A 25,927-nucleotide genomic window follows, 5' to 3' on the forward strand; every position below is an offset into this window, starting at 1 on the left:
GGAAATGACTGAAAAACCGTGGTGGGTTCATTCAGGACGAAAGCACCCCCCTGGAATCCCGTTCAGCCGACGGAAACTGAGGAACAAAAGCAAATCCCCCCCGTCCCCCCTTCGCAAAGGGGGAGCCTGCCCCCCGTAGCCTTGGCGAAGGGGGGAGCGCGAGGTCATGTCCGGTGCTTCGTAGGCATAAATCCGCCGCCCCGGATTTGTCGGGTGAACCGTCGCAAAGGCGGGGAGGCAGCAACTTTTTCGGGAGATAGCTCCGCAACAAACACCATAGGAGGTTCAAGTGAAGAAGAAAGTTCTCGTATCCCTGTCGCTTTTGGCGGCGCTCGGCGCGTGGGGAAATCTCATGCCGGCGCAGGGGGCGACCATCAAGGGTAAGCACGCCTCGGAAGGACTCGGCTGCGCCGATTGCCACAAGACCGATAAGCCGACGGCAGCCGCGGAAGTGGCGGCATGCCTCGAATGTCATGGCGGCTACGACAAGATGGCGGCGCGCACCAAGGCGATGCACAACAACCCGCACGACTCCCACCTCGGGCGGATGGCTTGCCTTAAGTGCCACAAGGTGCATGCCCCGTCGGAGTACCTTTGCCTCGAGTGCCACAGCGACTTCGAATTCAAGGACAAGTAGCCCGGACCCTAAAGTACGCGGCAACGCCGCGTCTCACCAACCCCGCAAGCGGGGCATCTAATGGAGGAATCGATGAGAAGAGTTCGTGGTATCGCGATGGTGTTCGTCGCCGTTCTCGCCTTCGCCGCACCGGCCCTGGCTGAGAAAGAGATGAACACCGACGTAGTTGTGGTGGGCGCCGGCACTTCCGGCCTGGCGGCCGCGGTCGAAGCGCTGCAGCTGGGCGCCAAGGTGGTCGTTCTCGAGAAGCAGGCAAAAGTAGGTGGCACCGGCAGCTTCTGTGAAGGGGTCTTCGCGGCGGAGAGCAAGCCGCAAAAGCGCATCGGCATCGACGTCAACAAGGACTTCGCCTTCAAGCTGATCATGAACTACAGCCACTGGAAGGCGAACGGCGCGCTCGCCAAGAACTTCGTGGACAAGTCCTCGGAGACCATCGACTGGCTTGACGACCTCGGCGTGAAGATCGAGTACGTCGGCGTCGGCGGCTTCGGCGGCCCGCTCACCTGGCACGTGATCGCCCCCGGCCCGGACTACCCGGATAAAAACCCGAGGGACTTCCACTGCCAGAGGATGATCAACGTGTTCGAGAAGTACGTGATCGATCACGGCGGGAAGATCCTCCTCGAAACCCCGGGCACCGAGCTGATCACCGACAACGGCAAGGTGGTCGGCGTGGTGGCCAAGGAGAAGTCGGGTGAAACGCTGAAGATCAGGTCCAAGGCGGTGATCGTCGCGACCGGCGGCTTCGCCAACAACAAGGAGATGATGAAGAAGTACATCGAGTACCCGGAGGTGATCCCGGTCGGCAACATCGGCAAGGACGGCGACGGCATCCAGATGGCGCAGAAGGTCGGCGCCCAGCTCGAAGGTATGGGGACCGTCGAGGCTTACCGTCCCGGTCTTCCGGGCTTCCACCCGGCCGACCAGATGATCGCCCTCGCGGTGCAGCCCTACTTCTGGGTCACCCCGCGCGGCGAGCGCTACGTAGACGAGTCGAGCGTCGAGTTCTGGCCTTACGCCGGCAACGCCATCACCAGGATCGGCGGCACCGCCTACTCCATCTTCGACGAGACGACCAGGAAGCAGGCCGTCGAGAAGGGGATCGAGATGCCGCTGGGCGAGTGGGTCCTCCAGGGGACCAAGCTCGTGAAGTTCGACGAGTCCTTCAACAAGGAACTCGCGAGAAAGCGCGGCTTCGCCTTCAAGGCGAACACCATCGAGGACCTCGCGAAGCAGCTCAACATGGATCCCAAGATACTGAAGGCGAGCATCGAGACGATGAACAAGTCCGCCGCCGTGCGTGAGGACAGCCAGTTCAACAAGAAGGCCAAGTACCTCCGCCCCATCGCCAACGGTCCCTTCTACGCCGTCAAACTGCTGCCGCGTCACCTTGGAACGCTGGGCGGCGTGAAGGTCAGCGGCAACACCGAGGCGCTGAACGCGAAGGGTGAGCCGATCCCGGGTCTCTACGCGGTCGGCACCGACTCCGGCGGGATGTACGGCGACAGCTACGACCTCCTCCTCGGTGGGGGCACCGCAGGCTACGCCATCAACTCGGGCCGCATCGCGGCTGAGAACGCACTGAAGTACGCAGGGATGAAGAAGTAACGAGGAGAGCCTGCCGTGGCGCACGCCGCCGCGGCAGGCAGTGCAAAACGATCAACGACTACCAATCGTAAGGGGATCTGTACATGAAGAAAATGAATTTAGGCGCCATGGCACTGGCCGGCGTACTGACATGCTCCGCACCGGCACTGGCCGTCGACCTCAACGCCTACGGCAACATCAAACTCGGGACCTTCTGGACCCAGAACAACTTCTACAACGCCGCAGGCGACAAGAGGCACGACAGCGACTTCAGCCTCGACAACTTCGGCGACAGCTTCATCGGCGTGAAGGTGAAAGAAGGCGAGTACTCCGGCGTCGCCGAACTCGGTCTCTACAACCCGAAGGCGTACTCCAAGGGTGTGGAAGTTCGTCTCCTCTTCGCCGAGTGGGATTTCGGCGAGGGGAAACTGCGCATCGGTAAGACACCGAGCCCGTACGTGTTCCGCTCGCAGCAGGTCTGGGACAGCGACGGCGGCTTCAACGGCTACGGCTCGCTTTGGGACGGCCGCTACGCGAACATCAAGGTGACCATGAACAACGGCCTCTACGTCGCCGCCATGCAGCCGCGCGTCGGCAACCAGGCCAACAACACCACCAACGTTTCGCCCAACGCCGACGTGACAGCGGCCTACAGCCAGACCGGGAACAGCTACCAGACGACCTACACCGACTACGACACCATGCTCCCGAAGATGGTTGTCGGCTACGAAGGCAAACTCGACAACTGGACCTACGGCGGCGGTGTTGCCGGCAACATGTACAAGGTCACCAGCTCGGTCAACGACTCGACCCCGATCAAGCACGACATCTACTCCTACCTCGCCTTCTTCCACGGCAAGGTGGATCTCGCACCGCTCGAGTTCAGCTACAACGTCTTCGCCGGCCAGAACACCGGCGACCTCATGAGCACCGCGACCGGCAACGGCACCGGCAACACCCTCGCCAACCCCGGCCAGGCCAACGGCGCCTACTACGACGTGCTGCACGGCAAGAACTCGCACACCTACGGCGGCTTCGGGCAGTTGGGCTACCGCGTCACCGACCGTGCGACACTTTACACCGGCGCCTCCTACGTGGTCGACGACAACTCGATCGCCCACGCCGACGCCCGCATGGCCTCGTTCGTCAACGTGAACTATGCCGTCGGCAAGCACTTCAACATCGTCCCGGAGATCGACTACATCAACGACTTCAAGAACTCCCTGGGGCAGAAGGAGCCGCGTTCTCTGATCGCCGGCGCCAAGTGGCAGATGAGTTTCTAGAAGGTGAAAGGACCGCGGGGGGAGTTTCTCCCCCCGCACTTTGAGGACACGCATGGAACGGAACAGGAACAGGTTCTCCCCGCAAAACGGTTGCCTCGGCCCCCTCGACGAGTGGGACAGCCGCCACCGCAGCATCATCGGTCGCCTGAACCGGATCGCGGAAAAGGCGCGCAGGCAGCCCGGCTGCGATCTGAGCGGCGAGCTGGACCAACTGGTGAACGAGACCCTGAGGCATATCGGGCCGGAGGAGAGCTTCATGGAACTGGTCGCCTTTCCCATGGTGCGTGAGCACAGCATCCGCCACCGTTCGATCAGCATCGATACCGCGAAACTCCGTTACCAGCTGCAAAAGAGGGAGGACGCCCTGCCCGACGCGCTGGACCGGATCCGCCTCATGTGGCTGGAGCACATCGAGGTGCACGACCGCGCCTTCGAGCTCTTTCTCACCTCTCGGGGGTAAACCATGGGAGACCGCGCGCCGCTCAAGACCCTTTTCCTGGTCAACTTCGCCGTGACGCTCGGCTTCGGCATCGCCGACGCCTTTTTCCCGACCTACCTTTTCGGCCTCGGCGCCCGCGGCATCATGCTCGGGCTGCCGCTGGTCCTGTATTCCCTTTCCAAGATAATATTCAGCCCGGTGCTCGGAGCGTGTGCCGACCGGATCGGCTACCGCAGGATCGTGCTTGCGAGCCTCTTTCTCTACCTCGCGGTCTCCGTCGGCTACCTCTGCACCCACGACGTCCTTCAGCTTATCCTGCTGCGCCTCGTCCAAGGGGTGAGCTGCGCGATGTTCCGTCCGGTCATCCTCGCCATGGTCGGGAGTGCCACTGGGAAAGAGGAGCGGGGGAGGGTGATGGCAACCTTCGACATCTCCTTTTACGCGCCACTTGGGCTCGGGCCGCTGATCGGAGGGGCTTTGAAAGACGCCTGGGGCTTTACCGGCATCTTTGTCGCCGTGACACTTTTAAGCCTTGCCGCTTTCCTCTTCGCGCTGCGGCGCTTGCCGCACGCGACCGTCCGCTCGGGACGCTCCGCGGCGCCGGGGGGCGTCGTTACGCTTTGGGGATTGCAGCGCGGCAGCTACCGCGGCCTCCTCGCCTTCATCTTCGGGCGCGCCTGCGGCATCTCGCTTTCCGGTTCCTTCCTCCCCATCCTGCTCAGCAGCAAGCTGGGGCTTTCCGGACTGCGCTCGGGGCTCGTGCTCGCCTCGGGTACCGCCGCGATGACCCTTTTGTTGCGACCGATGGGGATCCTGTCCGACCGGGCGCCGCGCCCGTTGCTGGTGCTTCTCGGCGGCGGCGCGGTTTCCCTTTTGTACCTGCTCGTTCCCGCCGCAACAGGTTTCGGCTCCATGCTGGTCCTGGCGGTCGCCATCGGCGTTTTCAGCGTCGTCTCCCAGCCGGCGAGCAGCGCGCTCCTCGTCGAGGAGGGGACCCGGTACGGCATGGGGGCGACCGTGGGGACCTTCAACGCCGTGCTGAACGCCGGGTTCGTGGCGGGGCCGCTTTTGGGCGCACTTCTGCAGGGAACGCTCGGGCTCACCGCCGTCTTTCACGCGGCAGGCGCGGTGGGACTTGCCGCCGTGGCCCTCTTCGCCGCCGAGCTATGGGGGGGCATGCCGCTCACGGCCGCGGCACCGCTTGAGCACGAAGAAGTTGCCCTTGTCACGACGCGCGCCGGCGTCACATGTGAAAGCGCTCCACCATTCTCTCACGCCGCTTGACCGGGCTTCAGAAAACCGCTATTCTGGCCAAATTTCACATGAGAGGGGCTACTTATGGCACGTCCCAGCTGGGATGAATATTTCATCGAGATCACACGCCTGGTCGCCAAGCGTTCCACCTGCCTGAGAAGGCAGGTCGGCGCGGTACTGGTGAAGGACAAGAACATCCTCGCCACCGGCTACAACGGTGCGCCATCCGGGACTGCCCACTGCCTGGACATCGGCTGCCTGAGGGAACAGATGGGTATCCCGTCCGGCGAACGCCACGAGCTCTGCCGCGGCCTGCACGCCGAGCAGAACGCCATCATCCAGGCGGCGAAGCACGGCACCTCCATCGAAGGGGCCACCCTGTACTGCAACACCATGCCCTGCATCATCTGCTCTAAGATGGTGATCAACTCTGGGATCAAACGGGTGGTCTACCTTACCGGCTACCCGGACCAGTTGGCGGAGGAGATGATCCGCGAGTCCGGCGTCCTCGTCGAGAAGTACGAGGAGGCGCAGCCATGAAATGCCCCTTTTGCGGATTCAGCGACAGCAAGGTGATCGACTCCCGCCCCGACAAGGGTGGCGCCGCGATACGCCGCCGTCGCGAATGCGAGTCCTGCGCCAAGCGTTTCACCACCCACGAGCGCGTCGAGGAAGTGCTGCCGCTTGTCACCAAGCGTGACGGCAGGCGCGAGCCCTTCGACCGGATGAAGCTCGTCGCCGGCATCCAGAAGGCGTGCGAGAAGCGGCCCGTCTCGGTGGACACCATCGAGAAGCTGGTTGATCGTCTCGAAACGAAGATGCAGGAGTCCGGTGAGCGGGAGATTCCGACCACCACCCTCGGCGAATGGATCATGTCCGAGCTGCACGCCGTCGATCAGGTAGCCTACGTCCGTTTCGCTTCCGTGTACCGCTCGTTCAAGGACATCAGTGAGTTCATGGTCGAGCTGCAGGACCTGCTGAAGAAATAGAAGCACGGCATGAGCACCACGGGTTCCCACTGTGCGAAGGTCTTTAAGGACTTGAGAACGTCGAGTGCAACTGCCTACGAAGCGCCGCACGAGCTCCAGCGTCCCCCCCTTTGCGAAGGGGGGACAGGGGGGATTTGCCTTAGGCATTCGATCCCTTCGACCTGTGCAGGCTGAATGCAGATACAGGCAGCAGCTGTTTTGACGTGCCAACCAAAAAGCAAATCCCCCCCCGGCCCCCCTTCGCAAAGGGGGGAGTTTGAACAAGCGGGAAACGTGCGATCACGCACCGCGGCAAGACTGAGACAGGGAAAAACATGTCGGCAACCCACCAAAAAATGATGCGCATGGCGCTCGCCGAAGCGAGAAAAGGGGTGGGGAAAACCGCTCCCAACCCGGCGGTCGGCTGCGTCATCGTGAAGGACGGCGCCGTCGTCGGCAAGGGGTGGCACAAAAAGGCGGGCACGCCGCACGCCGAAGTTCATGCCCTGCGTGCCGCTGGTGAAAAGGCTGAAGGTTCCGATGTCTACGTGACCCTCGAGCCCTGTTCCCATTTCGGCAAGACCCCTCCCTGCGCCAAGGCGCTCATCGAAGCCCGCGTCGCGCGGGTTTTCGTAGCCATGGTCGACCCGAACCCGGTCGTTTCCGGCAACGGCATCCGCATGCTCGAAGAGGCGGGGATCGAGGTCGAGGTCGGGCTTTTGGAGGCCGAGAGCCGTGAGTTGAATCTCGGCTTCATCAAGTGGATGCAGACCAAGCGTCCCTACGTGGTGCTGAAGAGCGCCATGACCCTGGACGGGAAGACCGCCACCGCCGGAGGCGATTCAAAGTGGATCACCGCCGACGCGGCGAGGCGCGAAGTGCACCGGCTGCGCGGGAAGCTCGACGCCATCATGGTTGGAGTCGGCACCGTCATCAAGGACGATCCGCTGCTCACCTGTCGCGTCCCCGGCGGGAAGGACCCTCTGCGGGTCATCGTCGATTCGACGCTCAGGGTGCCGCTGCATGCCGCCCTTTTCAGTTTGAAGTCCGAGGCGAAGACCGTGATCGCCACCTGTAGCGGGAACCTCGCGCGGATCGACGCGGTGCGGGCGCGCGGCGCCGAAGTGCTCGTCTGTCGGCAGAAGGAAGGTCGAGTCGATCTGGAGCATCTTTTCGAGCGTCTGGGAGAGCGCGGCGTGCAGTCCGTTCTGCTCGAAGGGGGGCATCATCTGGCCGGAGGCGCGCTGAGGGCAGGGCTCATCGACCGTTGCAAGTTCTTCCTGGCCCCGAAGCTCGTCGGCGGCGCCGGCACCGGCCTTTTCGCCGGCGAAGGCGTGCCCCTCATGGCCGACGCCATCCGCCTGGAAGGGATGACCGTAAAAAAGATAGGAGCCGACCTCCTTGTAGAAGGAAGGCCGACAAAAAACAAGTTCTAGGTTCTACGTTCTAGGTTCTACGTTAAAAAACCTCCCGCGGGAGAGCATGATTATGGTTTTAACGTAGAACGTAGAACATAGAACGTAGAACGTTCTTCAGAGGTTCTATGTTCACAGGTCTAATAGAAACAATCGGCGAGCTGGTTTCCATCGAGCGTCGCGGCGCTTCGGGGAGCCTCACCGTCAAGACCGCGCTCCCGCTCGACGAGATCAGGATCGGCGACTCCATCGCCATCAACGGCGCCTGCCTCACCGTGGTCCGAAAGGGGGGCGGCGCGGTCACCTTCGACGTCTCCCCGGAGACCATCGACCGCACCGCCTTCAAGAACTTGAAAAGCGGCTCGCCGGTGAACATGGAACGCGCCATGCGCCTGTCCGACCGCCTGGACGGGCACCTCGTTTCAGGGCACATCGACTGCGTCGCCACCGTCACCGAGCGCCGCGAGGTCGCCGGCAACATCGTCTTTAACTTCCGCTTCCCGGCCGAGTTCGCCAAATACATCGCCGCCAAGGGATCGGTGGCCATCGACGGCATCAGCCTCACCGTGAACAGCGTCGGACCGGACAGCTTCAGCGTCAACATCATCCCGCACACCGCCTCGAAAACCACGCTGCTGCAAAAGCGCGCGGGGGACGAGGTGAACATAGAAACCGACCTTCTGTGCCGCTACCTGGAGCGCCTGCTCGCGGGTAGGGAGGCAAGGGAAGGCGGCGTCACCCTGGACCTGTTGGCGAAAAACGGCTTTATGTAGCCGCTTTCGCTTCCACTTTCACCGTTTTTTTGTTATGGTCAACGACCTGCAAGGTTTGTTGTCCAACCAATCGGTCCGGGATATGACAGCCGTCATGAATTCCCGGCCGACACTGAACCAAGGAGAGGGTATAGAAATGTCTGTTTCAAGCATCGAGGAAGCCATTGAGGAGATCAGGGCCGGCAGGATGGTAATCCTGGTGGACGACGAGGACCGCGAGAACGAAGGCGACCTCACCATGGCGGCCCAGTGCGTGACTCCCGAGGCGATCAACTTCATGGCGCGCTTCGGCCGCGGCCTGATCTGCCTCACCATGACCACGGAACGTTGCGACCGCCTCGACCTGCCCCCCATGGTGCAGGACAACACCTCTTCTTTCGGCACCGCCTTCACCGTCTCCATCGAGGCGAAGAAGGGTGTCACCACCGGCATCTCCGCCGCCGACCGCGCCCACACCATCCTGACCGCGGTGGCGCCCGGCGCGCAGGCCTCCGACCTTGCCCGTCCCGGCCACATCTTCCCGCTGCGCGCCAAAAACGGCGGCGTTCTGGTCAGAAGCGGCCAGACCGAAGGTTCCGTCGACCTCGCCCGTCTTGCCGGGCTCGAGCCTTCCGGCGTGATCTGCGAGATCATGAACGAGGACGGCACCATGGCGCGCATGCCGGAGCTCAAGAAGTTCGCCAAGGAGCACGGCATCAAGGTCTGCACCATCGCCGACCTGGTCGCCTACCGCCTGAAGCACGAGTCTCTCGTGCGCCGCTCCGTCGACGTTGCGCTCCCGAGCTCCTTCGGCGACTTCCGCGCCGTTGCCTTTGAAAACGACATCGACAAGCTCGAGCACCTGGCCCTCGTGAAGGGGGACATCAAGGGTGACGAGCCGGTCCTCGTGCGCGTGCACTCCGAATGCCTGACCGGTGACGTCTTCGGCTCCGTGCGCTGCGACTGCGCCGAACAGCTGCACTCCGCCATGGAGCAAATCGAGAAGGAAGGGAAGGGGATCATCCTCTACATGCGCCAGGAAGGACGCGGCATCGGGCTCACCAACAAGCTGAAGGCCTACGCGCTGCAGGACCAGGGGAAGGACACCGTCGAGGCGAACCTGGCCCTTGGCTTCAAGGCCGACCTGCGTGACTACGGCATCGGCGCACAGATCCTCGTGAACCTGGGCGTCAAGAAGATCCGCCTGATGACCAACAACCCGAAGAAGCTGGTCGGTCTGCAGGGTTACGGCATCGACATCGTTGAGCGGGTGCCCATAGAGATCAAGCCGAGCAAGAGCAACGAAAAATACCTGAAGACCAAGCGCGAGAAGATGGGGCACCTGCTGGAAAACATCTAGCCCCCTGCACCTTCACTTCGGCTGTCAGCAGAAAAATACGGGTTGCGGTCCGGTCGGTTGTTCACGACTTTGGCCGCAACCTCAACCTGTTTCTAAGGAGTTCATATCATGCCTAAATATGTAGAGGGAAAACTGACCGCAGATGGGCTCAGGTTCGGCATCGTCGTCGGCCGTTTTAACAGCTTCATCGGCGAGAGACTGCTTGAGGGTGCCCTGGACGCACTGGTGCGTCACGGCGCCGACGACCAGCAGATCACCGTGGCGCGCGTGCCGGGCGCCTTCGAGATCCCGCTCACCGCGAAGAAGATGGCCGAAACCGGCAAATACGACGCCCTTATCTGCCTGGGCGCCGTGATCCGCGGCTCCACCCCCCATTTCGATTACGTCTGCGCCGAGGTTTCCAAGGGTGTTGCCCACGTCTCCCTTGACGCCGGGATTCCCGTCGCCTTCGGCGTGCTGACCACCGACACCATCGAGCAGGCGATCGAGCGCGCCGGTACCAAGGCCGGTAACAAGGGCTTCGACGCCGCCATGACGGTCATCGAGACCGCCAATCTGTACAGGGAGATGAAATAATTGACCACGCGTAGAGAAGGCAGGGAACTCGCCCTGCAGGCGCTTTATTCCAAGGACCTGGTGTCCCAGGACCCGAACCACACGCTGAAGAGGATCATCGAGAGCTTCGGCGAAGGAGAGGAGCCGACCCTTTTGGCCAACTCCAAGGCTTACGCCTTCGCCAGCGAGATCGTGAGCGGTGTGTCCGCGCACCTGGCCGAGATCGACGCCCGCATCGCGGAGAAGTCGAAGCACTGGAGCATGACCCGCATGGCGCGCGTCGACCTGAACATCCTGCGCCTTGCCGTGTTCGAGCTTTTGTACCGTCCGGACATCCCGAAGAACGTAACGATGAACGAGGCGATCGAGGTGGCCAAGAAGTTCGGTTCCGACGATTCCGCCTCCTTCGTCAACGGCATCCTCGACGAGATCGCCTCCACCGTGACGGACAAGGAATAAATTGCAGGCTGCACCCGAGCAGCTTCCCACGAAGTGCTGCACGAGCCCGACGTCCCCCCCTTTGCGAAGGGGGAGCCTGTCCCCCGTAGCCTTTGCGAAGGGGGAACAGGGGGGATTTGATTACGTCGAACAACTGAACGCTGTGGCTACTTTGGCAAAATCCCCCCTTGCCCCCCTTCGCAAAGGGGGGTAAAGGCAGCTCGATAACATTCAATTTCCAAACCATGAAATGATCAAAGAGGGAGTATGGAAGAGATAAAAGTAGGCCTACTTGGTTTCGGCACCATCGGTGCCGGCGTCGTGAAGCTGCTCAAACAGAACTCCGCCCTCCTCACGGAGAAGACCGGCACCCGGATCTCCCTGAAGACCATCGTTGACCTCGACATCACCACCGACCGCGGCGTGGACACCGAGGGAATCATCCTCACCAGGAATGCCGACGACGTGCTCACCGACCCGGAGATCTCCGTCATCATCGAGCTGATCGGCGGCTACGAGCCGGCGCGCAGCTTCGCGCTCAAGGCGATCGCCCACGGCAAGCACCTGGTCACCGCCAACAAGGCGCTTCTCGCGGTGCACGGCGAAGAGATTTACGCCGCCGCCAAAGAGAATGGCGTCGAGGTCCTTTTCGAGGCCGCGGTAGGCGGGGGTATCCCGGTCCTCTCCGCGATCAAGGGGAACATGGCGGGCAACCGTTTCTCCACCGTGCTCGGCATCGTGAACGGTACCTGCAACTACATCCTCACCCGTATGACCCAGGAAGGGGCCGATTTCGCCGAGGTGCTGAAGAGCGCCCAAGAGATGGGTTACGCCGAAGCCGATCCCACCTTCGACATCGAAGGGGTCGACACCGCGCACAAGCTCTGCCTGCTCCTCTCCCTCTGCTTCGGCACGAGGATCGACCTGAAGGACGTCTACTCCGAGGGGATCACCTCGATCACCTCCGAAGACGTCGACTTCGCCGAGACCTTCGGCTACCGCATCAAGCTTCTGGCGATCGGCAAGATGGATGGCGGCAAGATCGAGGCGCGCGTGCACCCGACCATGATCCCGATCGACTATCCGCTAGCCGACGTGCACGGCGTCTTCAACGCGGTCCGTCTCACCGGCGACTTCGTGGGCCCGGTCATGTTCTACGGCCGCGGCGCCGGCATGGAAGCAACGGCGAGCGCCGTTGTCGGTGACATCGTCGACCTCTCCCGCAGCATGTGCGCCGGGATCACCCGTCGTTGCGCCCCGCTCGGGTACCTGGACGGCAACGTGACCACCCTCCCCATCAAGCCGATGGGCGAGATCGTCAGCAAGTACTACATCCGTTTCCAGGCCCTTGACCGTCCGGGCGTGCTGGCCCGCATCGCAGGCGCGCTCGGTGCGCGCGGCATCAGCATCGCCTCCATGCTGCAGAGCGCAAGGAGCGCCGCGGACGAAGTACCCATCGTCATCATGACCCACGAGGCCCGTGAGGACGACATGAGAAAGGCCCTGGGCGAGATCGACACCTTCGAGGTGATCCGCGCCAGAAGCACCTTCATCAGGATCGAGGACAACCTCGAATAAAAAGGGTGCAAACAGAACGCAAAAAGGGCGGGAGTCATTTGACCCCGCCCTTTTTATTTTGCTTGTTCCGGGAGCTTGGTTTAACCTGTAGCACATCAGCCACGAAGCACAATGGGGGACCCCGCGTCCCCCCCTTTGCGAAGGGGGGACAGGGGGGATTTGCTTCTCGTTTTGAACTCATAGAACATAGAACGTAGAACGTTTTTCAGCCTTCGTACTTTTCCACCACGCTCCGGTAGTGCTCCTCGAGCCCCTTGGCGGCCTTCTCCTCCGCCGCCTGGTACTTCGCCACGATCTCCGGGCGCACCCCTTCCGGGAGAACCCTTTCCGCGAGCGGGTAGAGGATGTCATCTTCCTTCCCGATGTGCTCGCGTAAAAGTTCCAGGTAACCCCTCGCGTTCGCGACGATCGCCTCTTCCTGCCCGGCCTCGCCGTTAAGCGCCCTGGTCGCTGCCTCTTCCATACCCTTCACGAAGGCCCGACCGAGATCGTGCTCCATCAGCATGGCCGCCACCGGGCTGTTCGCCCTCGGCATGCCGTTCGCTACCAGCGCCTCGAACAGGACATCCTCCTCCTTGGCGTGGTGAAAACGGTCGGCGTAGTTCCTGATGAAATCCACACCGTCCAGGTAGAACTGGTAATCCTTGAAGGTACCTTCCTCGGTGAGCCGCGCGTTTTTCTCCAAAAGGGCGAGCATACGCAGGATCAACTGGTGCTCGTCCTTGAGCCTTTGGGTGATGTCCTGTTTCATCGCTAGTTTCTCCTCTCGCCGTTGATGCCGATCACCGCGGTCTCCAGCGGGATCTCCTTGCCGGACTGCGCCAGCGCCTGACGTACCATCATATCAAGCCCGCGGCAGCAGGGAACTTCCATGATCGCCACGGTGATGCTCTTCACGTCGTTTTCGGCGAAGATCCGTGCCAGCTTCTCAACGTACGGGGTGCTGTCGTCAAGCTTCGGGCAGGCGATGGCGAGTGCTTTCCCCTTCAGGAGGTCGCTGTGGAAGCTCCCCAGGGCGAACGCCACGCAGTCAGCGGCGATCAGTATGTCGCTGTCCTGGAACCAGGGGGCGGTGGGGGGGACCAGGTGCAGCTGCACCGGCCACTGCCTCAATTCGCTCGCCTGCTTCACGGTGGTTGCCTGCTCGTTCTCTTCGTTCCTCTCGATAACCCTTGCCATGCTGCCCGGGCAGCCGCATCCTGCATGTGCCATTGTCTTTTCTCCTTAAGTTATATGTGTTGGTTCGTTGGTTGTGGCGTGTGCCGTTTATCGTCTAAGCGACCTTGAGGTCGTTATCCTTCGTTGTCAGGTACTCGTTTATTTCCTTCTCCACCGCTGCTTCCTGCTCCGGTGACAGACCGTGGATGGATACGACGTCCTTGAGGAGGCAGATGCCGACCTTGCAGGTGACGCAGCCGATCTCGTAGCGGTTCAGGATGTCCCCGATCTCCGGGTAGTTCGCAATCACGTTCTGGATCGCCGTATCTCCAAGGCCGTTTTTGAATTCCATCTGTTTTCTCCTCCTTTCGTGCGCTCTTGATGATGTGACAATAGCGCTTCGGAGCATATTTGTTTATGACATGCGTCAAAAATATGCGTTTCTCCGCATCTGTGGGAAAAATGGCAGAATTGCAGGGAAATATTGACCTTTTCCTCTTTCTGATTAAAATTGGGCCTGGCCGGACGAGCCTTGGAGGTGCCCCATGGAGCTGGACCTCAGATCACAAATCGAGCGTTTGGAGCAGTCGGAAAAAGTTTCCCCGGAGCTTAAGGCACAGTTCGAGCGCGCCTACCAGGAGATCGGGCAGTCGGTAATCAGCGAGGGAGTGCCGAAGGCGGGAGATCAGGCGCCGGACTTCACGCTACCCAACGCCGTCGGGATTCCGGTGGCGCTTGCCGATGCGCTTATGCACGGCCCGGCCGTGGTCACCTTCTATCGTGGGATCTGGTGACCTTACTGCAGCCTTCAGTTGAGGGCCTACCAGAAGATCCTTCCCGAGATACTTGCGCGCGGTGCCTCGCTCATGGCGATTTCGCCGCAGAGTCCGGACAAGTCGCAGGCGACCCTGTTGAAGAACTTTTTACAGTACGAGGTGCTCAGTGACTTGGGGAACGTGGTGGCGCGGCGTTACGGGCTCGTCTACCGGTTCCCGGGGTGGGTGCGGGAGCTGTATATATCCTTGGGGGTGAATCTTCCCGAGTACAACGCCGACGAGTCGTGGGAGCTCCCGATGGCCGGGACCTTCGTGATCGGGCAAGACGGCAGGATCGTCACCGGCTACGCTGACAGCGATCCCCGTAACCGCCTCGAGCCGAAGGCGATATTGGACGCGCTGAGAGAACAACCAAAGGCTTAACGCAGAGGCGCAAAGGCGCGGAGACGCCAAGAAAATCTTTTCAGGTTTTACCCCAAGCTCTTCTTTGCGTCTTGGCGCCTCCGCGCCTTTGCGTTACTGTTTTTGAGATTATGTTATTAGGAGGGTTTGCATGACGACGAGAATAGGAATCCTGACCGGCGGCGGCGACTGCCCGGGACTTAACGCGGTCATCCGCGGTGTGGTGAAGGCGGCGGTCGGACGCGGCTGGGAAGTGATCGGTATCGAGGACGGCTTCGACGGCTTTCTGCACCACCACAAATGCCGCCCGCTCGGCCTCGAGGAAGTGCGCGGCATCCTCCCGCGCGGCGGCACCATCCTCGGCACCTCAAACCGCGGCAACCCCTTCTCCTTCCCGATCATGCGCGAGGGAAAAGTGGAACTCGTCGACGTCTCCGAGGAGGTCCGCTCCCGCATCGACCAACTAGGCCTCACCGCCCTCGTCGTCGTAGGCGGCGACGGCTCCCTCAAAATCGCCCAGGAGATGATGCGCCGCGGCGTTCCCATTGTCGGCGTCCCGAAGACCATCGACAACGACCTCCTCGAGACCGACGTTACCTTCGGCTACAACACCGCGCTCGAAACGGCAACCGACGCCCTCGACAAGCTACACTCCACCGCGGAAAGCCACCACCGCGTCATGGTCCTCGAGGTGATGGGGCGCTACGCGGGGTGGATCGCCCTCGAATCCGGCATCGCCGGAGGCGCCGACGTCATCCTCATCCCCGAGATCCCCTACGACATCGACAAAGTGCGGGAATCGATCATAGCGCGCTGCAAACGCGGCAGACGCTTCAGCGTCGTGGTCGTTGCGGAAGGCGCCTACCCGAGCGGGGGAAACCGCGTGGTCCTCGAGGCTGCCGGCGGGAAATCGGTCGTCGAACGCCTGGGGGGCGTCGGTGAGGCGCTCTCGCGCGAACTGGGCGGTGTCCTCGAGATGGACATCAGGGTCACCGTGCTCGGACACCTGCAGCGCGGCGGCTCCCCCTCGACCTTCGACCGCTGCATCGGGAGCAGGTTCGGCGTCAAGGCGGTCGAGCTGATCGAGTCGCAATCCTTCGGCCAGATGGTGTGCCTCAAAGGGCGCCACATCACCTCCGTTCCCATCGAGGACGCGGTGCGGAGCCTGAACCTCATCGACCCGTCCGGGGAGATGGTGCGCCACGCCGAGGCGCTCGGCATCATGCTCGGGAGATAGGCAAGGATATCTTGACTTTAATTAATCTCTGAACTAGACTGCGGGTGATTTTTCCGCCCGCACCTGCCTACACCCAATGCAACGAGGTGGCTTAAACATGAATAACCCGATCGCCGGAGCTAGCAGGAGCCAACTCTACGCGCTTGCCGGCTTTTTCCTCGGGATCACCGCCCCGCTCGGCTGGATGGTCCTCCGCCTGCTGCTCTTCTCTGACGCCAACCTCCCGCTTGCCTCGCAGTTCTTCTCTGAGATGACCCACAGCGCACAGGGGATGGCCCTCTACGTTTATATGGGAGTGGGAACGGCCCTGGTGATGGCGATCTTCGGCTTCTTCATCGGGCGCGCCATCGACGAGCTGCACCAGCGCGGCGAACGGCTCGACCAACTGGTGCAGGAGGTGGACGGCCAGAAGAAGCTTTTCGAGAACCGCTACAAGGTACTCGACAACAACATAAAGAACTTCCACAAGATCAATTCCCGCATCCAGAAGGCGGTGCGCAGGGACGACGTGCTTGCCCTCTGCGTCGAAGGTCTGCACGAGGTGCTGGGATACGAGCGCGTCAACGTGCTCATGGCGGACGCGGGGAGGAAGAACCTTTTCTTCGCGGCGAGCGCCGGCAACGAGAGCAAGGTGGGGTCTGAGGTCACCATCCCGATCGACGCCCGCTCCGGCGTCATCTACAAGTCCTTCGCCGAGCGGCAGGTCTACTTCGTCGAGGGGATCTCCAAGTACCCTTCCGACTACCTGCTGCAGGCCCCGTTCGATACCATCGAGCCGCTGCGTTCCTCCACCTTCATCCTCTGTCCCATCGTGGTGAAGGGGGAGACCGTCGGCGTCTTCGGCCTCGACAACAAGAAGAGCCACCGCGCCCTGAACGACACCGACGTCGACACCATCCGCCTCTTCGCCGATCAGGCCGCCGCCGCCTTCATGCGCATCGGCCTGCTCCAGTCCATCGACCGACTCACCAACGAACTAGGCAGGACCTTCTCCGACCTTTCCACCCAGCGCGAGAACTTCTCCGCCAACCTCTACCGCCTGAGAAGCGCCGCCGAGTCGCTCTCCGGCAGCTCCATCAAGGTGGACGCCGCCGCTCATGGGGTCATGGAATCGGTGGACAGCGCGAGTGCCGCGGCCGCCGAGATCTCCGTCGCCACCGACCAGATCACGCACAACATGGACTCCCTCTCCGATTCGGTCTACAAGTCCGTCTCCGCGATGGAACAGATCACCACCACGCTGCGCCAGGTCGAAAAGAACACCGGCCATTCCCACAGCCTCTCCAGCCGCGTGAAAGAGCACGCCGAGCAGGGTGCCGGCATCGTGCGCGAGACGGTGGATGCGCTCGCCGAGATCCAGCGCTCCGTCGACCTCTCCTACGAGGGGATCAAGCGCCTGAGCGCCAACAGCGGCCGGATCGAAGGGTTCGTCAGCGTGATCAACGACATCACCAAGCGGACGAACCTCCTCGCGCTGAACGCCTCTATCATCGCAGCCCAGGCGGGCGAGTACGGCAAGAGCTTCGGCGTGGTCGCCGACGAGATCAGGAACCTCTCCCTGCAGACCGGGCTTTCCACGGGCGAGATCACCGGGATCATCGAAGAGATCATGTCCGAATCCCGTAACGCCGCCGACTACGTCACCGCCACCAAGGACCTGGTGAAAAAGGGTGTCAAGCTGGGGCAGCAGACCGGCGTGTCGCTCTCAAGCATCCTGGACAGCTCGCAGAAGGCGCTGGACATGACCGAGCAGATAAAGCTCGCCACGGAGGAGCAGGCAGCAAGCGTGCAGCTGGTGACCCGCTCCATCGAGGACGTAAGCTCCATGACCATGCAGATCTTCAAGGCGTCCAAGGAGCAGGGCGTGGCGACCAAGAGCGTCGCGCGTTCCCTTGAGGACGTGAAGGACATGAGCCACGAGATGGTGAACGCCGCGGGACGCCAGAACGTCGACACCGGCGAGATCAAGGGGAGCATCGACTACGTCACCCGCATGGCCGACGCCATCTTCGACGGCATCGAAGAGCGTCAGCAGGAGAGCGGGCAGGTGGTTAAGGAGCTCGAGCAGATCAAGGCCAGCGCGGAGTAGGGAAGAAAAGGCTGGACTTTGCCGCAACTGTTGTGGTAGCGTTCGTAACGGTGTTTGGCCCGCTATGTTTGAGTGGAGCCGGAAAGGACACCAAAGAGTAAAGACATACCGCCTGGATTCCAGATGGAACCGGTACGGGAAGCGATAAGCTGGCCAGAGCTGCGCCCGAATAGGGCCCTAATTAGCTCTTTTTTACAGCGTCTTCCCCCGAAGGCGTTTTTTTTTGTCCGAAAGCGCCCCGGAGAGCGGTCAGGTAAGTCTCACAGATTACACGCTTTATCTAGCACCACGTTCTGTTCACCTGTATACGAAAATTTCATCCATCTCACAGGAGCAGGGTAGATGCAAAAAAAGAAGACCGTTCTCGACTTTCAGAAGATGAAAGCGGACGGGGAGAAGATAGCGGTACTCACGAGCTACGACTTTCCCATGACCGGCCTCATCGACGGCGCCGGGATCGACATGATCCTCGTCGGCGATTCGTTGGGCGTCGTGGTGGCGGGGCACGACAACACGCTTCCCGTCACCATGGAAGACATGATCTACCATACGAAGGCCGTGATGCGCGCGCGTCCGAACGCCTTCGTCGTCGCCGACATGCCTTTTCTCTCCTACCAGACCGATCTGACGAGCGCGCGTCTGAACGCCGGGCTCCTGGTGAAGGACGGTGGCGCCGCCGCGGTCAAGATCGAGGGCGGCGTCAATGCCGCCGCGGCCATTGCCGCCATAACCGAGATGGACATCCCGGTCATGGGGCACATCGGCCTCACCCCGCAGTCGCTGCACCGCATGGGCGGTTACAAGGTGCAGGGCAAAGGCGACGCCCAAGCCGAGAAACTCCTCGAGGATGCCCGCGCCGTGGAGCGCGCCGGCGCCTTCGCCGTGGTTCTCGAAGGGATCCCGATGGGGCTCGCCGCGCGCATCACCGAAGAACTCACCATCCCGACCATTGGTATCGGGGCCGGCCCGCACTGCGACGGCCAGGTGCTGGTGATCCATGACATCCTGGGGCTTTGCAGCAAATACTCCCCGAAATTCGTGAAACGTTACGCGGAACTCGCGCCCATCATAGCCGAGGCCTGCGCCAACTACATAGCCGACGTAAAGGGCGGCACATTCCCGGAAGAAAGGCACTGCTTCAAATGATAGTCATCGAGTCAGTCGCGCAGATGCAGCAGTTTGCGCGCGAAAGGCGGGGCGAGATCGCCCTGGTCCCCACCATGGGTTACCTGCACGAGGGACACGCTTCCCTCATGACCGAGGCGCGCCGTCGCGCCAAGACCGTCGTGGTCAGCATCTTCGTGAACCCCACCCAGTTCGGTGTCAACGAGGACCTGGACAGCTACCCCCGCGACCTCGAGCGCGACAAGAAGGTCGCCGCCGCGGCAGGCGTCGACGTCATCTTCGCACCGAAGGCAGCCGACATGTACCCCGAGGGGTACCAGAGCTACCTGAACGTCGAAGAGCTCACCACGCATCTGTGCGGCGCAAGCCGCCCCGGCCACTTCCGCGGTGTCACCACCGTGGTCGCGAAGCTCTTCAACATCGTGATGCCGACCCTTGCCGTATTCGGCAAGAAGGACTTCCAGCAGCTCGCCGTGATCAGGCGCATGGTGAAGGACTTCAACTTCGACGTAGAGATCGTCGGGATGCCCATCGTGCGCGAGGCCGACGGCCTGGCGCTCAGCTCCAGGAACGCGCGTCTCACGCCCGAGCAGCGAATAGAGGCCCTCTGCCTCTCCCGTTCCATCGCGGCGGCCCGCGACGCCTTCGGTAAAGGCGAGCGGAGCGTTGCGGTGCTCAAGGAAAAGGCCCTTGCCGTGATCGGCGCGGAGAAGGATGCCGAAGTGGATTACCTGGAATTCAGGGATCAGGACAGCCTGCTCCCGCTGGATGAAGCGAATGAGAGAACGCTGCTCGCACTTGCCGTGCGGGTCGGCTCGGTACGGTTGATCGACAACAGCGTATTAGGGGAGGAATAGGAAATATGGACAGGAAGATGCTTAAGAGCAAGATCCACAGGGCAACGGTAACCGGTGCAGACCTGCACTACGAAGGTAGCATCACTATCGACCTTGACCTCATGGAAGCGGCCGACATCATCCCGTATGAGGCCGTCTGCATTTGGGACGTCACCAACGGCAGCCGTTTCGAGACCTACGCCATCGAAGGCGAGCGCGGTTCCGGCGTCATTTGCATCAACGGTGCCGCTGCAAGGCTCGTTGCTCCGCAGGACTTGGTGATCATCGCGAGCTTCGTGAACATGTCCAACGCCGAAGCCATTGCCCATGAGCCGAAGCTCGTTTTTGTCGACGAGAAGAACAAGATGCTCCCGACCCGCAAGGAAGAAGCCGGCCAGGCGACGCTCAAGAGCGTACACTGGAAGAACTAGGCAAACAGCAAACAGCAGCATCCGAGACGCTGACAGAAGAACATTCTGTCAGCGTTTTTTTATTTGCCAGTGAATAACAGGGAATCTAGTGGAATATTGCCATAAAGTACCGCACGCCCCCTGACGTCCCCCCCTTTGCGAAGGGGGAGCCTGCCCCCCGTAGCCTTGGCGAAGGGGGGACAGGGGGGATTTGCCTTTCTTTTATCTCCTAATGCCAGTACACCACATTGGCTTTGATTCCAATAACCTGCTAAACTTATTCCCGTTGAGCTCGTAAATCATCTATAAGTGCTTTCAGAGCACCACCGGGTCCTCTGTGACAAATATCTACTCCCCTCGAGGTCGCCGCATGAGAATCTACGCCGCCGCAAACCTGCTCCCCATTTCCTCCCCGCCCATCGCAGGCGGCGCCCTCGCCGTGGAAGACGGCCGCATCGTCGCGGTCGGCACCCTGAACGAACTCCGCGCGCAGTTTTCCGCGCCGGTAACCGACCTGCACGAATCCGTGATCATGCCCGGCCTGGTGAACGCGCACACCCATCTCGAGCTCACCCATTTCCCCGCCTGGAAGGTGCGCAAGGACCTCGACTACCTCCCCAAACGCTACGTCGAATGGATCCAGCAGGTGGTGAAAATAAAGCGCGCCTTAGAGCCGGGCGAAATCGAGCATTCCGCGAAGGAAGGGATGCGCCTTTGCCTCGAGTCCGGCACCACCGCGGTCGGAGACATCCTGTCCGATTTTTCGCTCATTCCTCTCTACCGCGACACGCCGCTGACCGGCAGGCTCTTCCTCGAGGCGATCGGGCACGACCCGATCCTTTGCGACACGCTCATTGCCAGGCTGGAAACGGCGCTGCTGGGGCTCGAGGGAGGATTACTCCCCGGCGTTTCCCCGCACACGCCCCACACCGTTTCCGCTCATCTCTTCGCGTGCCTAAACGCGCTATCCGAAAAACTCGGCATCCCGAAGGCGGTGCATCTCTCCGAGACCACGGAAGAAGTGGCGTTCATGCATGACACCACCGGGGCCTTCGCCGATATCCTCTACCCGATGGCGCACTGGGAGCAGTACCTGCCGCACCCGATGCGCACCACCTCGACCCGTTACCTGGACGATCTCGGCGTGCTCGATACCTCGACCATCGCCGTTCACGCCGTGCACGTGACCCCCAACGATGTAGCACTTCTAAAAGAACGCGGCGTGAGCGTCGTGCTTTGTCCGCGCAGCAACGACCGCCTCTTCGTCGGTTGCGCGCCGCACAAACTCCTGAAGCAATCCGGTATCGCCCTGGCACTCGGCACCGATTCCCTTGCCAGCAACGATTCGCTTTCCATGTGGGACGAGATGCGCTACCTGCAGCAGGCAGCCCCCGGAGTTTTCGAGCCGCGGGAACTGTTAACCATGGCGACCTTGGGAGGCGCGCGGGCGCTGCACATCGAAGACCGCGTCGGAACTCTTGAGCCGGGCAAGCGCGCCGACTTCCAGGTGATCGCCTGCGGTTCCGGGAACGATGCCTCTTCGATCGAGGCCGCCCTTATCGCCCGCGCAGAAGTGGAGCAGGTCTATATCGCAGGAACCCGCTATTTACAGTAACCATGATGAGATTTGATTTCTCCTTCCGGATCCGGGGGGAGAGGAGGGGAGGGCGATCATGCGGCAGATGAGCGTGCACCGTTTGGTAACCCGGTACTGCAGTCGGCTGTTGGTCCTGTCGAGCGTCCTGTTCATCGGTTGTGGCGGTGGCGGCTCCTCTTCGTCCGATGTTCCTCCCAAAAAAGAGTGGGCCCAGGCAACCTCGGTATCAAGTTCCTCGACCGTTGCCAGCGTCAGCGGGACCGCCTGGATTTCCGATTCCTATTACGCCAGCCATTGCGTCGGCTTTTCCTGCCTCACCGACACCACGCGCACCGACGATTATCCCGGCGTCGATGTCACCTATATCAACCAGACCACCGGTGCCAGCGGCACCGCGACAAGCTACTACGGGCCGGGAACCGACTGGACGCACAGATGGTTCGCCGGGGTGCCGGTAATCCCCGGAACCAACAACATCGTGATCTCGGCCTACGACCCCGGCGGCAAAGGGGCCACGATCGCCGTACAGGTCGTAGCCCCGCAACCATTGACGGTGCAGTCGACCGCCCCTGCGCCGGCCGCCACGGGAGTGCTGTTGAACGCGAGCATAGCAGCGCAGTTTAGCGGCGAGATCGACCCCTCGACGACCTATTTTGTCGCTATAAACGGTCCTGATGGAGCGGTCGCCGGTACCAAGAGCGTAGGCGGTTCGACCTTGACCTTCACCCCCGCCGCCAATCTTGCCTATAACACCACCTACACCGTCACCATCCCGACCACCCTGCGCGCCGTTTCCGGCTCCTCCTTGACCTCCGAATACACCTGGACCTTCACAACGATGGACTACCCGCTTTTCCGCGTGGTTTCAACCTACCCCGCGGCCGGAGCGACCGGCGTTTCCACGTCCGCAAGCGTTTCAGCGGACTTCAACGCCACGATCGACTACTCGACCTTCGGCCGTTCGTCCTTTTACGTGAATAAAGCGAGCGGTGAGCGGTGGGGGTACTATTACTCCGTGTTCGGCTCGGGTGGGACGATAGCCGACAGTGTCCCGATGCAGGCGAACACCACCTATACCGCCACCCTCACCACCGCCATAAAAGACAACGCCGGAAACGCCATGCCCTTCGACTACGTCTGGAGTTTCAAGACCGGCGACTAAAAAAGGCTCCGACCGGCGCATGACGCGCCAACCGGAGCCTTGGTGACTCAACTCATATCAGTCCCGTATTCTGTTACAGGCAGGGCGCCTGGTTTACGGGCGTACCGATCTCCTACAGGCGCTTGTTCAGCGCGGTGAAGTACTTCTGCTGGTATCTTACCGCCCTCGGACGGTCCGGATTGCGGTACAACAGCTTAGGTTCCCTGGTTCCCTTCATCATCTTCAAAAGGGCCGATTCCCTTTCCGCCATCTCGTAGTTCACCGTCTCTTTAACGTAATCATCGATCCGCTTCTCCACCAGCTGTGAGCGCCACTCTCCCGGCCTCAACGCGTTCCTGTTCATGACGATCTGCCACTCGTCATAGTCCTTTATCCTCGCCTCGAGATCCAGGGTGGGCTTCATGGAAAGACTGAGCGATTTGACCAGGAACTGCTGCCTGGGCGGCGTGCCGGTCTTGTTCCCGTTCGCAGCCTCCCACACCGAAGTCCACAGCTCCGCCGTCTTGGTCACCAGCTGCTTATACCTGATCGAGTCCTTGGTGTACTTGTTGATCGTGTAGATCTGGCTCACGATCTCCGACCGCTTCTGTTCCTTGTAGCCGGAAAACTCGATGACGTACTCGCTGTTCTCCTGCTTTATGAATTTCTGGAGCCTCTTCTCCATGTTTTTGCCGGTCTTGTCCCGCTGATCCAGGTTGGCCGCTTCGAAGAGGTTCTGCACCATGTCCGCGAGCTCGGTTACCATCCGGTCGTGGTCCTTGGCCTTGATTGCCGTCACCGCCCTGGTGCACTGGTTGCTGATGTTCTTCTCGGAGAAATAACCCGGCTGGATCATCAGTTTCCAGTAGTCGTGGCGCAGGGCGAACCTGCTTTTCGCGATGAAGTCGTCGTAGCGCGGCGCGATCACATCCACCATTTCCGCAGGGAGCAGGAAAAGGACGTCGTCGGCGAACCTGTCGAAGATATCCACCGGAAACTTCTCGTGAATGATGGCGCCGGTATCCTGGTCGAGCTTTATTATGATGGGCTGGGCTGTATCGGTGGGTACCAACAGATCGTCATCTTTTGAGTCGGCAAAACTGTCGGCAGCGGTAAAGAGGCTCACAAAAAGCAGGACGAGTAGCAGGAGTCTTTTCATTTAACACCCTTCTTATCGGTATCTCAAAGCGTTGTTCAGTTCTTCGTAGGTCTCACCGTATGCGGCAGCGCTGTCGATGCCGAGTTCCTCGCTGCAGTCCACCACCGCGTACCTGTAGGCGACGTTGGACGCATACCCTTCCAGTCGATATTCGGCTCTTTTGTACGCAACGCACTGGTCAAGCTCGGTGTATCTTGCCTTCCCCTTTATGTTGACGTTGTACCTGTGCTTCAGAGGGTTGTCTGCCGGATCCTGTTTGTCCTTGTCCTGGACAGGCGTCAGATCCTTGGTTTCGACGACCCTCACGCGCTTTGCACCCTTGGGGATCGTCTTCTTATCGTTCGTGTAGTGTATGCCGTTCTTGTCTTCCCACGAGTAGTAGTTCTCCGCTGAAAGGGAAGGGCTCGCCACGGCAAGTAACAGCACCAGGGCTATCAGGAGTCTCAGCGTTTCCATAAGGCAGTACCTTTCAGCTTCCACACTGTGTGAACTAGAGAGAAATCAGTTCCCGAGAACGGAATACATATATCTTAATTTGTCATAAATTGCCAGGAAATAATTAAATGTGATCAATGCCTTGCGGGAAATCCGGCGAGATAGGATGGGAAGTTCTTCAATGAGTGCAGGGGGGAAGGTTGGTTCAGGTGGACGCCTTGAAACGCGAAAGGCTCCGACCGACGCATGACGCGCCAACCGGAGCCTTGATGATCCCACTCGGTTCAGCTTTTGTTATTTAGCTGCAGGCACCGTAGAGGTTTTGATAGCATCGACATCAGCCTTGGCCTTTTCCTTGACGGCCTTTGCATCAGCTTTCGCTTTGGCTTTTGCCTCTTTTGCTTCCTTGGCCTTAGCTTCCTTGGTTTCCTTGGCTTTTGCCGCCGCATCAGCCTTGGCTTTAGCCTTGGCCTCTTTGGCCTCCTTAGCCTTGGCAGCCGCATCAGCCTTCGCTTTTGCCTTAGCCTCCTTCGCTTCCTTGGCCTTGGCAGCGGCATCGGCCTTAGCCTGCGCCTTGGCTGCTTTTGCGTCGTTCGCTTTCGCCGCAGCGGCATCCACACCTTTTTGTACGTCGCCGGCGGCGGTGGTTACCGCAGCGGGGACATAAGACGGGGTCGCAGCATCAGCAGCAAACACAACAGCGGCAAAGGAGATGGCAGCCAGGCCGGCAACCAATGCGGACAGAACTTTCTTCATGTGTAATACCTCCGGATATTTTTGGATGACATCACAATGGCGGGCCGGAGCGCATCTTCTGTCAGAGAGTGGGATCAGTCTTGGCGCGATGAAGACACTTTGGGAATTTACCGCTGGCGGGCACATCGTGATGATATTGAGGTATACCCATTTCGCTCTCAAGTCAATAGGGTGAGTTGTCCTTAAGGCACAGCCCACTCGAAACTCTGCATCCAGTTCATCCCTCCGTCACCGCCGTCGGATCCGTTGTACTTGTAGGTGAACTTGAGCGTCATGCCTTGTTCCAGAGGGAGCGGAAGCTTCACGGAAAAAGGAAAGCTTTCATCCTGTCTGACCTGGCGCGGGATGACGAAGCACGCCTTGCGCGCCCCGGCTTTGCCCGCCGCGTCGACCACCGTGATCCAGATCTCGATCCCCTCCATGAAAGCGTAGCGGACGTTCTTCCCCACGCCCTCCACGACCGATGCACCGGCCTCCTGCCTGATTTCCCAGGCGAGGTTCATGTCGAACTGCGCATAACGATAGGGTAGGTTGTTCATA

28 protein-coding genes are annotated in these 25,927 nt (G+C 60.9%); 21 read left to right on the forward strand and 7 right to left on the reverse strand.

The features are described from left to right. Nucleotides 1-289: 289 nt before the first annotated feature. The 13 genes from E4633_RS13705 to E4633_RS13765 all read left to right on the forward strand — a co-directional run bounded on the left by E4633_RS13705 (nucleotide 290) and on the right by E4633_RS13765 (nucleotide 12,266). Nucleotides 290-637, forward strand: a complete 348-nt coding sequence (locus tag E4633_RS13705; protein ID WP_135870934.1) for a cytochrome c3 family protein — start codon at nucleotides 290-292, stop codon at nucleotides 635-637. Nucleotides 638-709: 72 nt separating this feature from the next. Continuing rightward, nucleotides 710-2,245: an FAD-dependent oxidoreductase gene (locus E4633_RS13710; protein ID WP_246038127.1), complete on the forward strand. Its 1,536-nt coding sequence runs from the start codon at nucleotides 710-712 to the stop codon at nucleotides 2,243-2,245. 83 nt (nucleotides 2,246-2,328) lie between these two features. Next, the gene (locus E4633_RS13715) at nucleotides 2,329-3,507 is read left to right on the forward strand and encodes a hypothetical protein (RefSeq protein WP_135870936.1); all 1,179 of its coding nucleotides are present in this window, start codon (nucleotides 2,329-2,331) and stop codon (nucleotides 3,505-3,507) included. 52 nt (nucleotides 3,508-3,559) lie between these two features. Beyond that, entirely contained in the window at nucleotides 3,560-3,967 is a 408-nt protein-coding gene (locus E4633_RS13720) for a hemerythrin domain-containing protein (protein WP_135870938.1), read from the forward strand. A 3-nt stretch (nucleotides 3,968-3,970) separates the two neighbouring features. Next, nucleotides 3,971-5,230, forward strand: a complete 1,260-nt coding sequence (locus tag E4633_RS13725) for an MFS transporter (RefSeq protein WP_135870940.1) — start codon at nucleotides 3,971-3,973, stop codon at nucleotides 5,228-5,230. A 54-nt stretch (nucleotides 5,231-5,284) separates the two neighbouring features. Next, entirely contained in the window at nucleotides 5,285-5,740 is a 456-nt protein-coding gene (locus E4633_RS13730) for a deoxycytidylate deaminase (protein WP_135870942.1), read from the forward strand. Next, the gene (nrdR, locus tag E4633_RS13735; RefSeq protein WP_135870944.1) at nucleotides 5,737-6,189 is read left to right on the forward strand and encodes a transcriptional regulator NrdR; all 453 of its coding nucleotides are present in this window, start codon (nucleotides 5,737-5,739) and stop codon (nucleotides 6,187-6,189) included. Before E4633_RS13730 ends, nrdR begins: the two co-directional genes overlap by 4 nt. A 314-nt stretch (nucleotides 6,190-6,503) precedes the next feature. Continuing rightward, nucleotides 6,504-7,604, forward strand: coding sequence for a bifunctional diaminohydroxyphosphoribosylaminopyrimidine deaminase/5-amino-6-(5-phosphoribosylamino)uracil reductase RibD (ribD, locus tag E4633_RS13740; RefSeq protein ID WP_135870946.1), 1,101 nt, complete (start codon nucleotides 6,504-6,506; stop codon nucleotides 7,602-7,604). Nucleotides 7,605-7,711: 107 nt separating this feature from the next. Then, nucleotides 7,712-8,356: a riboflavin synthase gene (locus E4633_RS13745; protein WP_135870948.1), complete on the forward strand. Its 645-nt coding sequence runs from the start codon at nucleotides 7,712-7,714 to the stop codon at nucleotides 8,354-8,356. Between the two features lie 136 nt (nucleotides 8,357-8,492). Then, a complete protein-coding gene (locus E4633_RS13750) occupies nucleotides 8,493-9,695 on the forward strand; it encodes a bifunctional 3,4-dihydroxy-2-butanone-4-phosphate synthase/GTP cyclohydrolase II (protein WP_135870950.1) in 1,203 nt (400 codons plus the stop codon). Between the two features lie 108 nt (nucleotides 9,696-9,803). Further along, the gene (gene ribH, locus E4633_RS13755) at nucleotides 9,804-10,271 is read left to right on the forward strand and encodes a 6,7-dimethyl-8-ribityllumazine synthase (protein WP_135870952.1); all 468 of its coding nucleotides are present in this window, start codon (nucleotides 9,804-9,806) and stop codon (nucleotides 10,269-10,271) included. Next, nucleotides 10,272-10,709 carry a transcription antitermination factor NusB gene (nusB, locus tag E4633_RS13760; RefSeq protein WP_135870954.1) on the forward strand — a complete coding sequence of 146 codons (438 nt, stop codon included), beginning with the start codon at nucleotides 10,272-10,274 and terminating at the stop codon, nucleotides 10,707-10,709. A gap of 246 nt (nucleotides 10,710-10,955) precedes the next feature. Continuing rightward, the gene (locus E4633_RS13765) at nucleotides 10,956-12,266 is read left to right on the forward strand and encodes a homoserine dehydrogenase (protein WP_135870955.1); all 1,311 of its coding nucleotides are present in this window, start codon (nucleotides 10,956-10,958) and stop codon (nucleotides 12,264-12,266) included. Nucleotides 12,267-12,471: 205 nt separating this feature from the next. Here E4633_RS13765 and E4633_RS13770 read toward each other — a convergent pair whose 3' ends face one another. The 3 genes from E4633_RS13770 to E4633_RS13780 all read right to left on the reverse strand — a co-directional run bounded on the left by E4633_RS13770 (nucleotide 12,472) and on the right by E4633_RS13780 (nucleotide 13,776). Beyond that, the gene (locus E4633_RS13770) at nucleotides 12,472-13,017 is read right to left on the reverse strand and encodes a hemerythrin domain-containing protein (protein ID WP_135870957.1); all 546 of its coding nucleotides are present in this window, start codon (nucleotides 13,015-13,017) and stop codon (nucleotides 12,472-12,474) included. Nucleotides 13,018-13,019: 2 nt separating this feature from the next. Next, nucleotides 13,020-13,478: an iron-sulfur cluster-binding oxidoreductase gene (locus E4633_RS13775; protein ID WP_135870958.1), complete on the reverse strand. Its 459-nt coding sequence runs from the start codon at nucleotides 13,476-13,478 to the stop codon at nucleotides 13,020-13,022. 61 nt (nucleotides 13,479-13,539) lie between these two features. Beyond that, a complete protein-coding gene (locus tag E4633_RS13780) occupies nucleotides 13,540-13,776 on the reverse strand; it encodes a hypothetical protein (RefSeq protein WP_135870960.1) in 237 nt (78 codons plus the stop codon). A 193-nt stretch (nucleotides 13,777-13,969) separates the two neighbouring features. Between E4633_RS13780 and E4633_RS13785 the strand changes: the two genes are divergently transcribed. From E4633_RS13785 to E4633_RS13820, 8 genes are all read left to right on the forward strand, one after another. Continuing rightward, nucleotides 13,970-14,623 carry a peroxiredoxin-like family protein gene (locus tag E4633_RS13785; protein WP_135870962.1) on the forward strand — a complete coding sequence of 218 codons (654 nt, stop codon included), beginning with the start codon at nucleotides 13,970-13,972 and terminating at the stop codon, nucleotides 14,621-14,623. Between the two features lie 130 nt (nucleotides 14,624-14,753). Continuing rightward, entirely contained in the window at nucleotides 14,754-15,839 is a 1,086-nt protein-coding gene (locus E4633_RS13790; protein ID WP_135870964.1) for a 6-phosphofructokinase, read from the forward strand. 97 nt (nucleotides 15,840-15,936) lie between these two features. Further along, on the forward strand, nucleotides 15,937-17,928 hold the full coding sequence (locus E4633_RS13795; protein ID WP_135870966.1) for a methyl-accepting chemotaxis protein: 1,992 nt from the start codon (nucleotides 15,937-15,939) through the stop codon (nucleotides 17,926-17,928). 342 nt (nucleotides 17,929-18,270) lie between these two features. Continuing rightward, nucleotides 18,271-19,074, forward strand: a complete 804-nt coding sequence (gene panB, locus E4633_RS13800) for a 3-methyl-2-oxobutanoate hydroxymethyltransferase (RefSeq protein WP_135870968.1) — start codon at nucleotides 18,271-18,273, stop codon at nucleotides 19,072-19,074. Continuing rightward, nucleotides 19,071-19,910 carry a pantoate--beta-alanine ligase gene (gene panC, locus E4633_RS13805; RefSeq protein ID WP_135870970.1) on the forward strand — a complete coding sequence of 280 codons (840 nt, stop codon included), beginning with the start codon at nucleotides 19,071-19,073 and terminating at the stop codon, nucleotides 19,908-19,910. The genes panB and panC overlap by 4 nt, the downstream gene beginning before the upstream one ends. Before the next feature lie 5 nt (nucleotides 19,911-19,915). Next, a complete protein-coding gene (panD, locus tag E4633_RS13810; RefSeq protein WP_135870972.1) occupies nucleotides 19,916-20,320 on the forward strand; it encodes an aspartate 1-decarboxylase in 405 nt (134 codons plus the stop codon). 349 nt (nucleotides 20,321-20,669) lie between these two features. Next, nucleotides 20,670-21,914, forward strand: a complete 1,245-nt coding sequence (locus E4633_RS13815; RefSeq protein ID WP_135870974.1) for an amidohydrolase family protein — start codon at nucleotides 20,670-20,672, stop codon at nucleotides 21,912-21,914. 58 nt (nucleotides 21,915-21,972) lie between these two features. Further along, on the forward strand, nucleotides 21,973-23,058 hold the full coding sequence (locus tag E4633_RS13820; protein WP_135870976.1) for an Ig-like domain-containing protein: 1,086 nt from the start codon (nucleotides 21,973-21,975) through the stop codon (nucleotides 23,056-23,058). Between the two features lie 112 nt (nucleotides 23,059-23,170). On the opposite strand, the gene E4633_RS13825 is transcribed toward E4633_RS13820, so the two are convergent. The 4 genes from E4633_RS13825 to E4633_RS13840 all read right to left on the reverse strand — a co-directional run bounded on the left by E4633_RS13825 (nucleotide 23,171) and on the right by E4633_RS13840 (nucleotide 25,926). Then, a complete protein-coding gene (locus tag E4633_RS13825) occupies nucleotides 23,171-24,196 on the reverse strand; it encodes a hypothetical protein (protein WP_135870978.1) in 1,026 nt (341 codons plus the stop codon). A gap of 12 nt (nucleotides 24,197-24,208) precedes the next feature. Beyond that, nucleotides 24,209-24,652, reverse strand: a complete 444-nt coding sequence (locus tag E4633_RS13830) for a DUF4124 domain-containing protein (protein WP_135870980.1) — start codon at nucleotides 24,650-24,652, stop codon at nucleotides 24,209-24,211. 273 nt (nucleotides 24,653-24,925) lie between these two features. Next, nucleotides 24,926-25,387 carry a hypothetical protein gene (locus E4633_RS20610; protein ID WP_198419441.1) on the reverse strand — a complete coding sequence of 154 codons (462 nt, stop codon included), beginning with the start codon at nucleotides 25,385-25,387 and terminating at the stop codon, nucleotides 24,926-24,928. Between the two features lie 182 nt (nucleotides 25,388-25,569). Next, the gene (locus E4633_RS13840; protein ID WP_135870981.1) at nucleotides 25,570-25,926 is read right to left on the reverse strand and encodes a hypothetical protein; all 357 of its coding nucleotides are present in this window, start codon (nucleotides 25,924-25,926) and stop codon (nucleotides 25,570-25,572) included. Nucleotide 25,927 lies beyond the last annotated feature (1 nt).

The sequence above is a fragment of the Geomonas terrae genome (genome assembly GCF_004791675.1).
Lineage (GTDB): Bacteria > Desulfobacterota > Desulfuromonadia > Geobacterales > Geobacteraceae > Geomonas > Geomonas edaphica.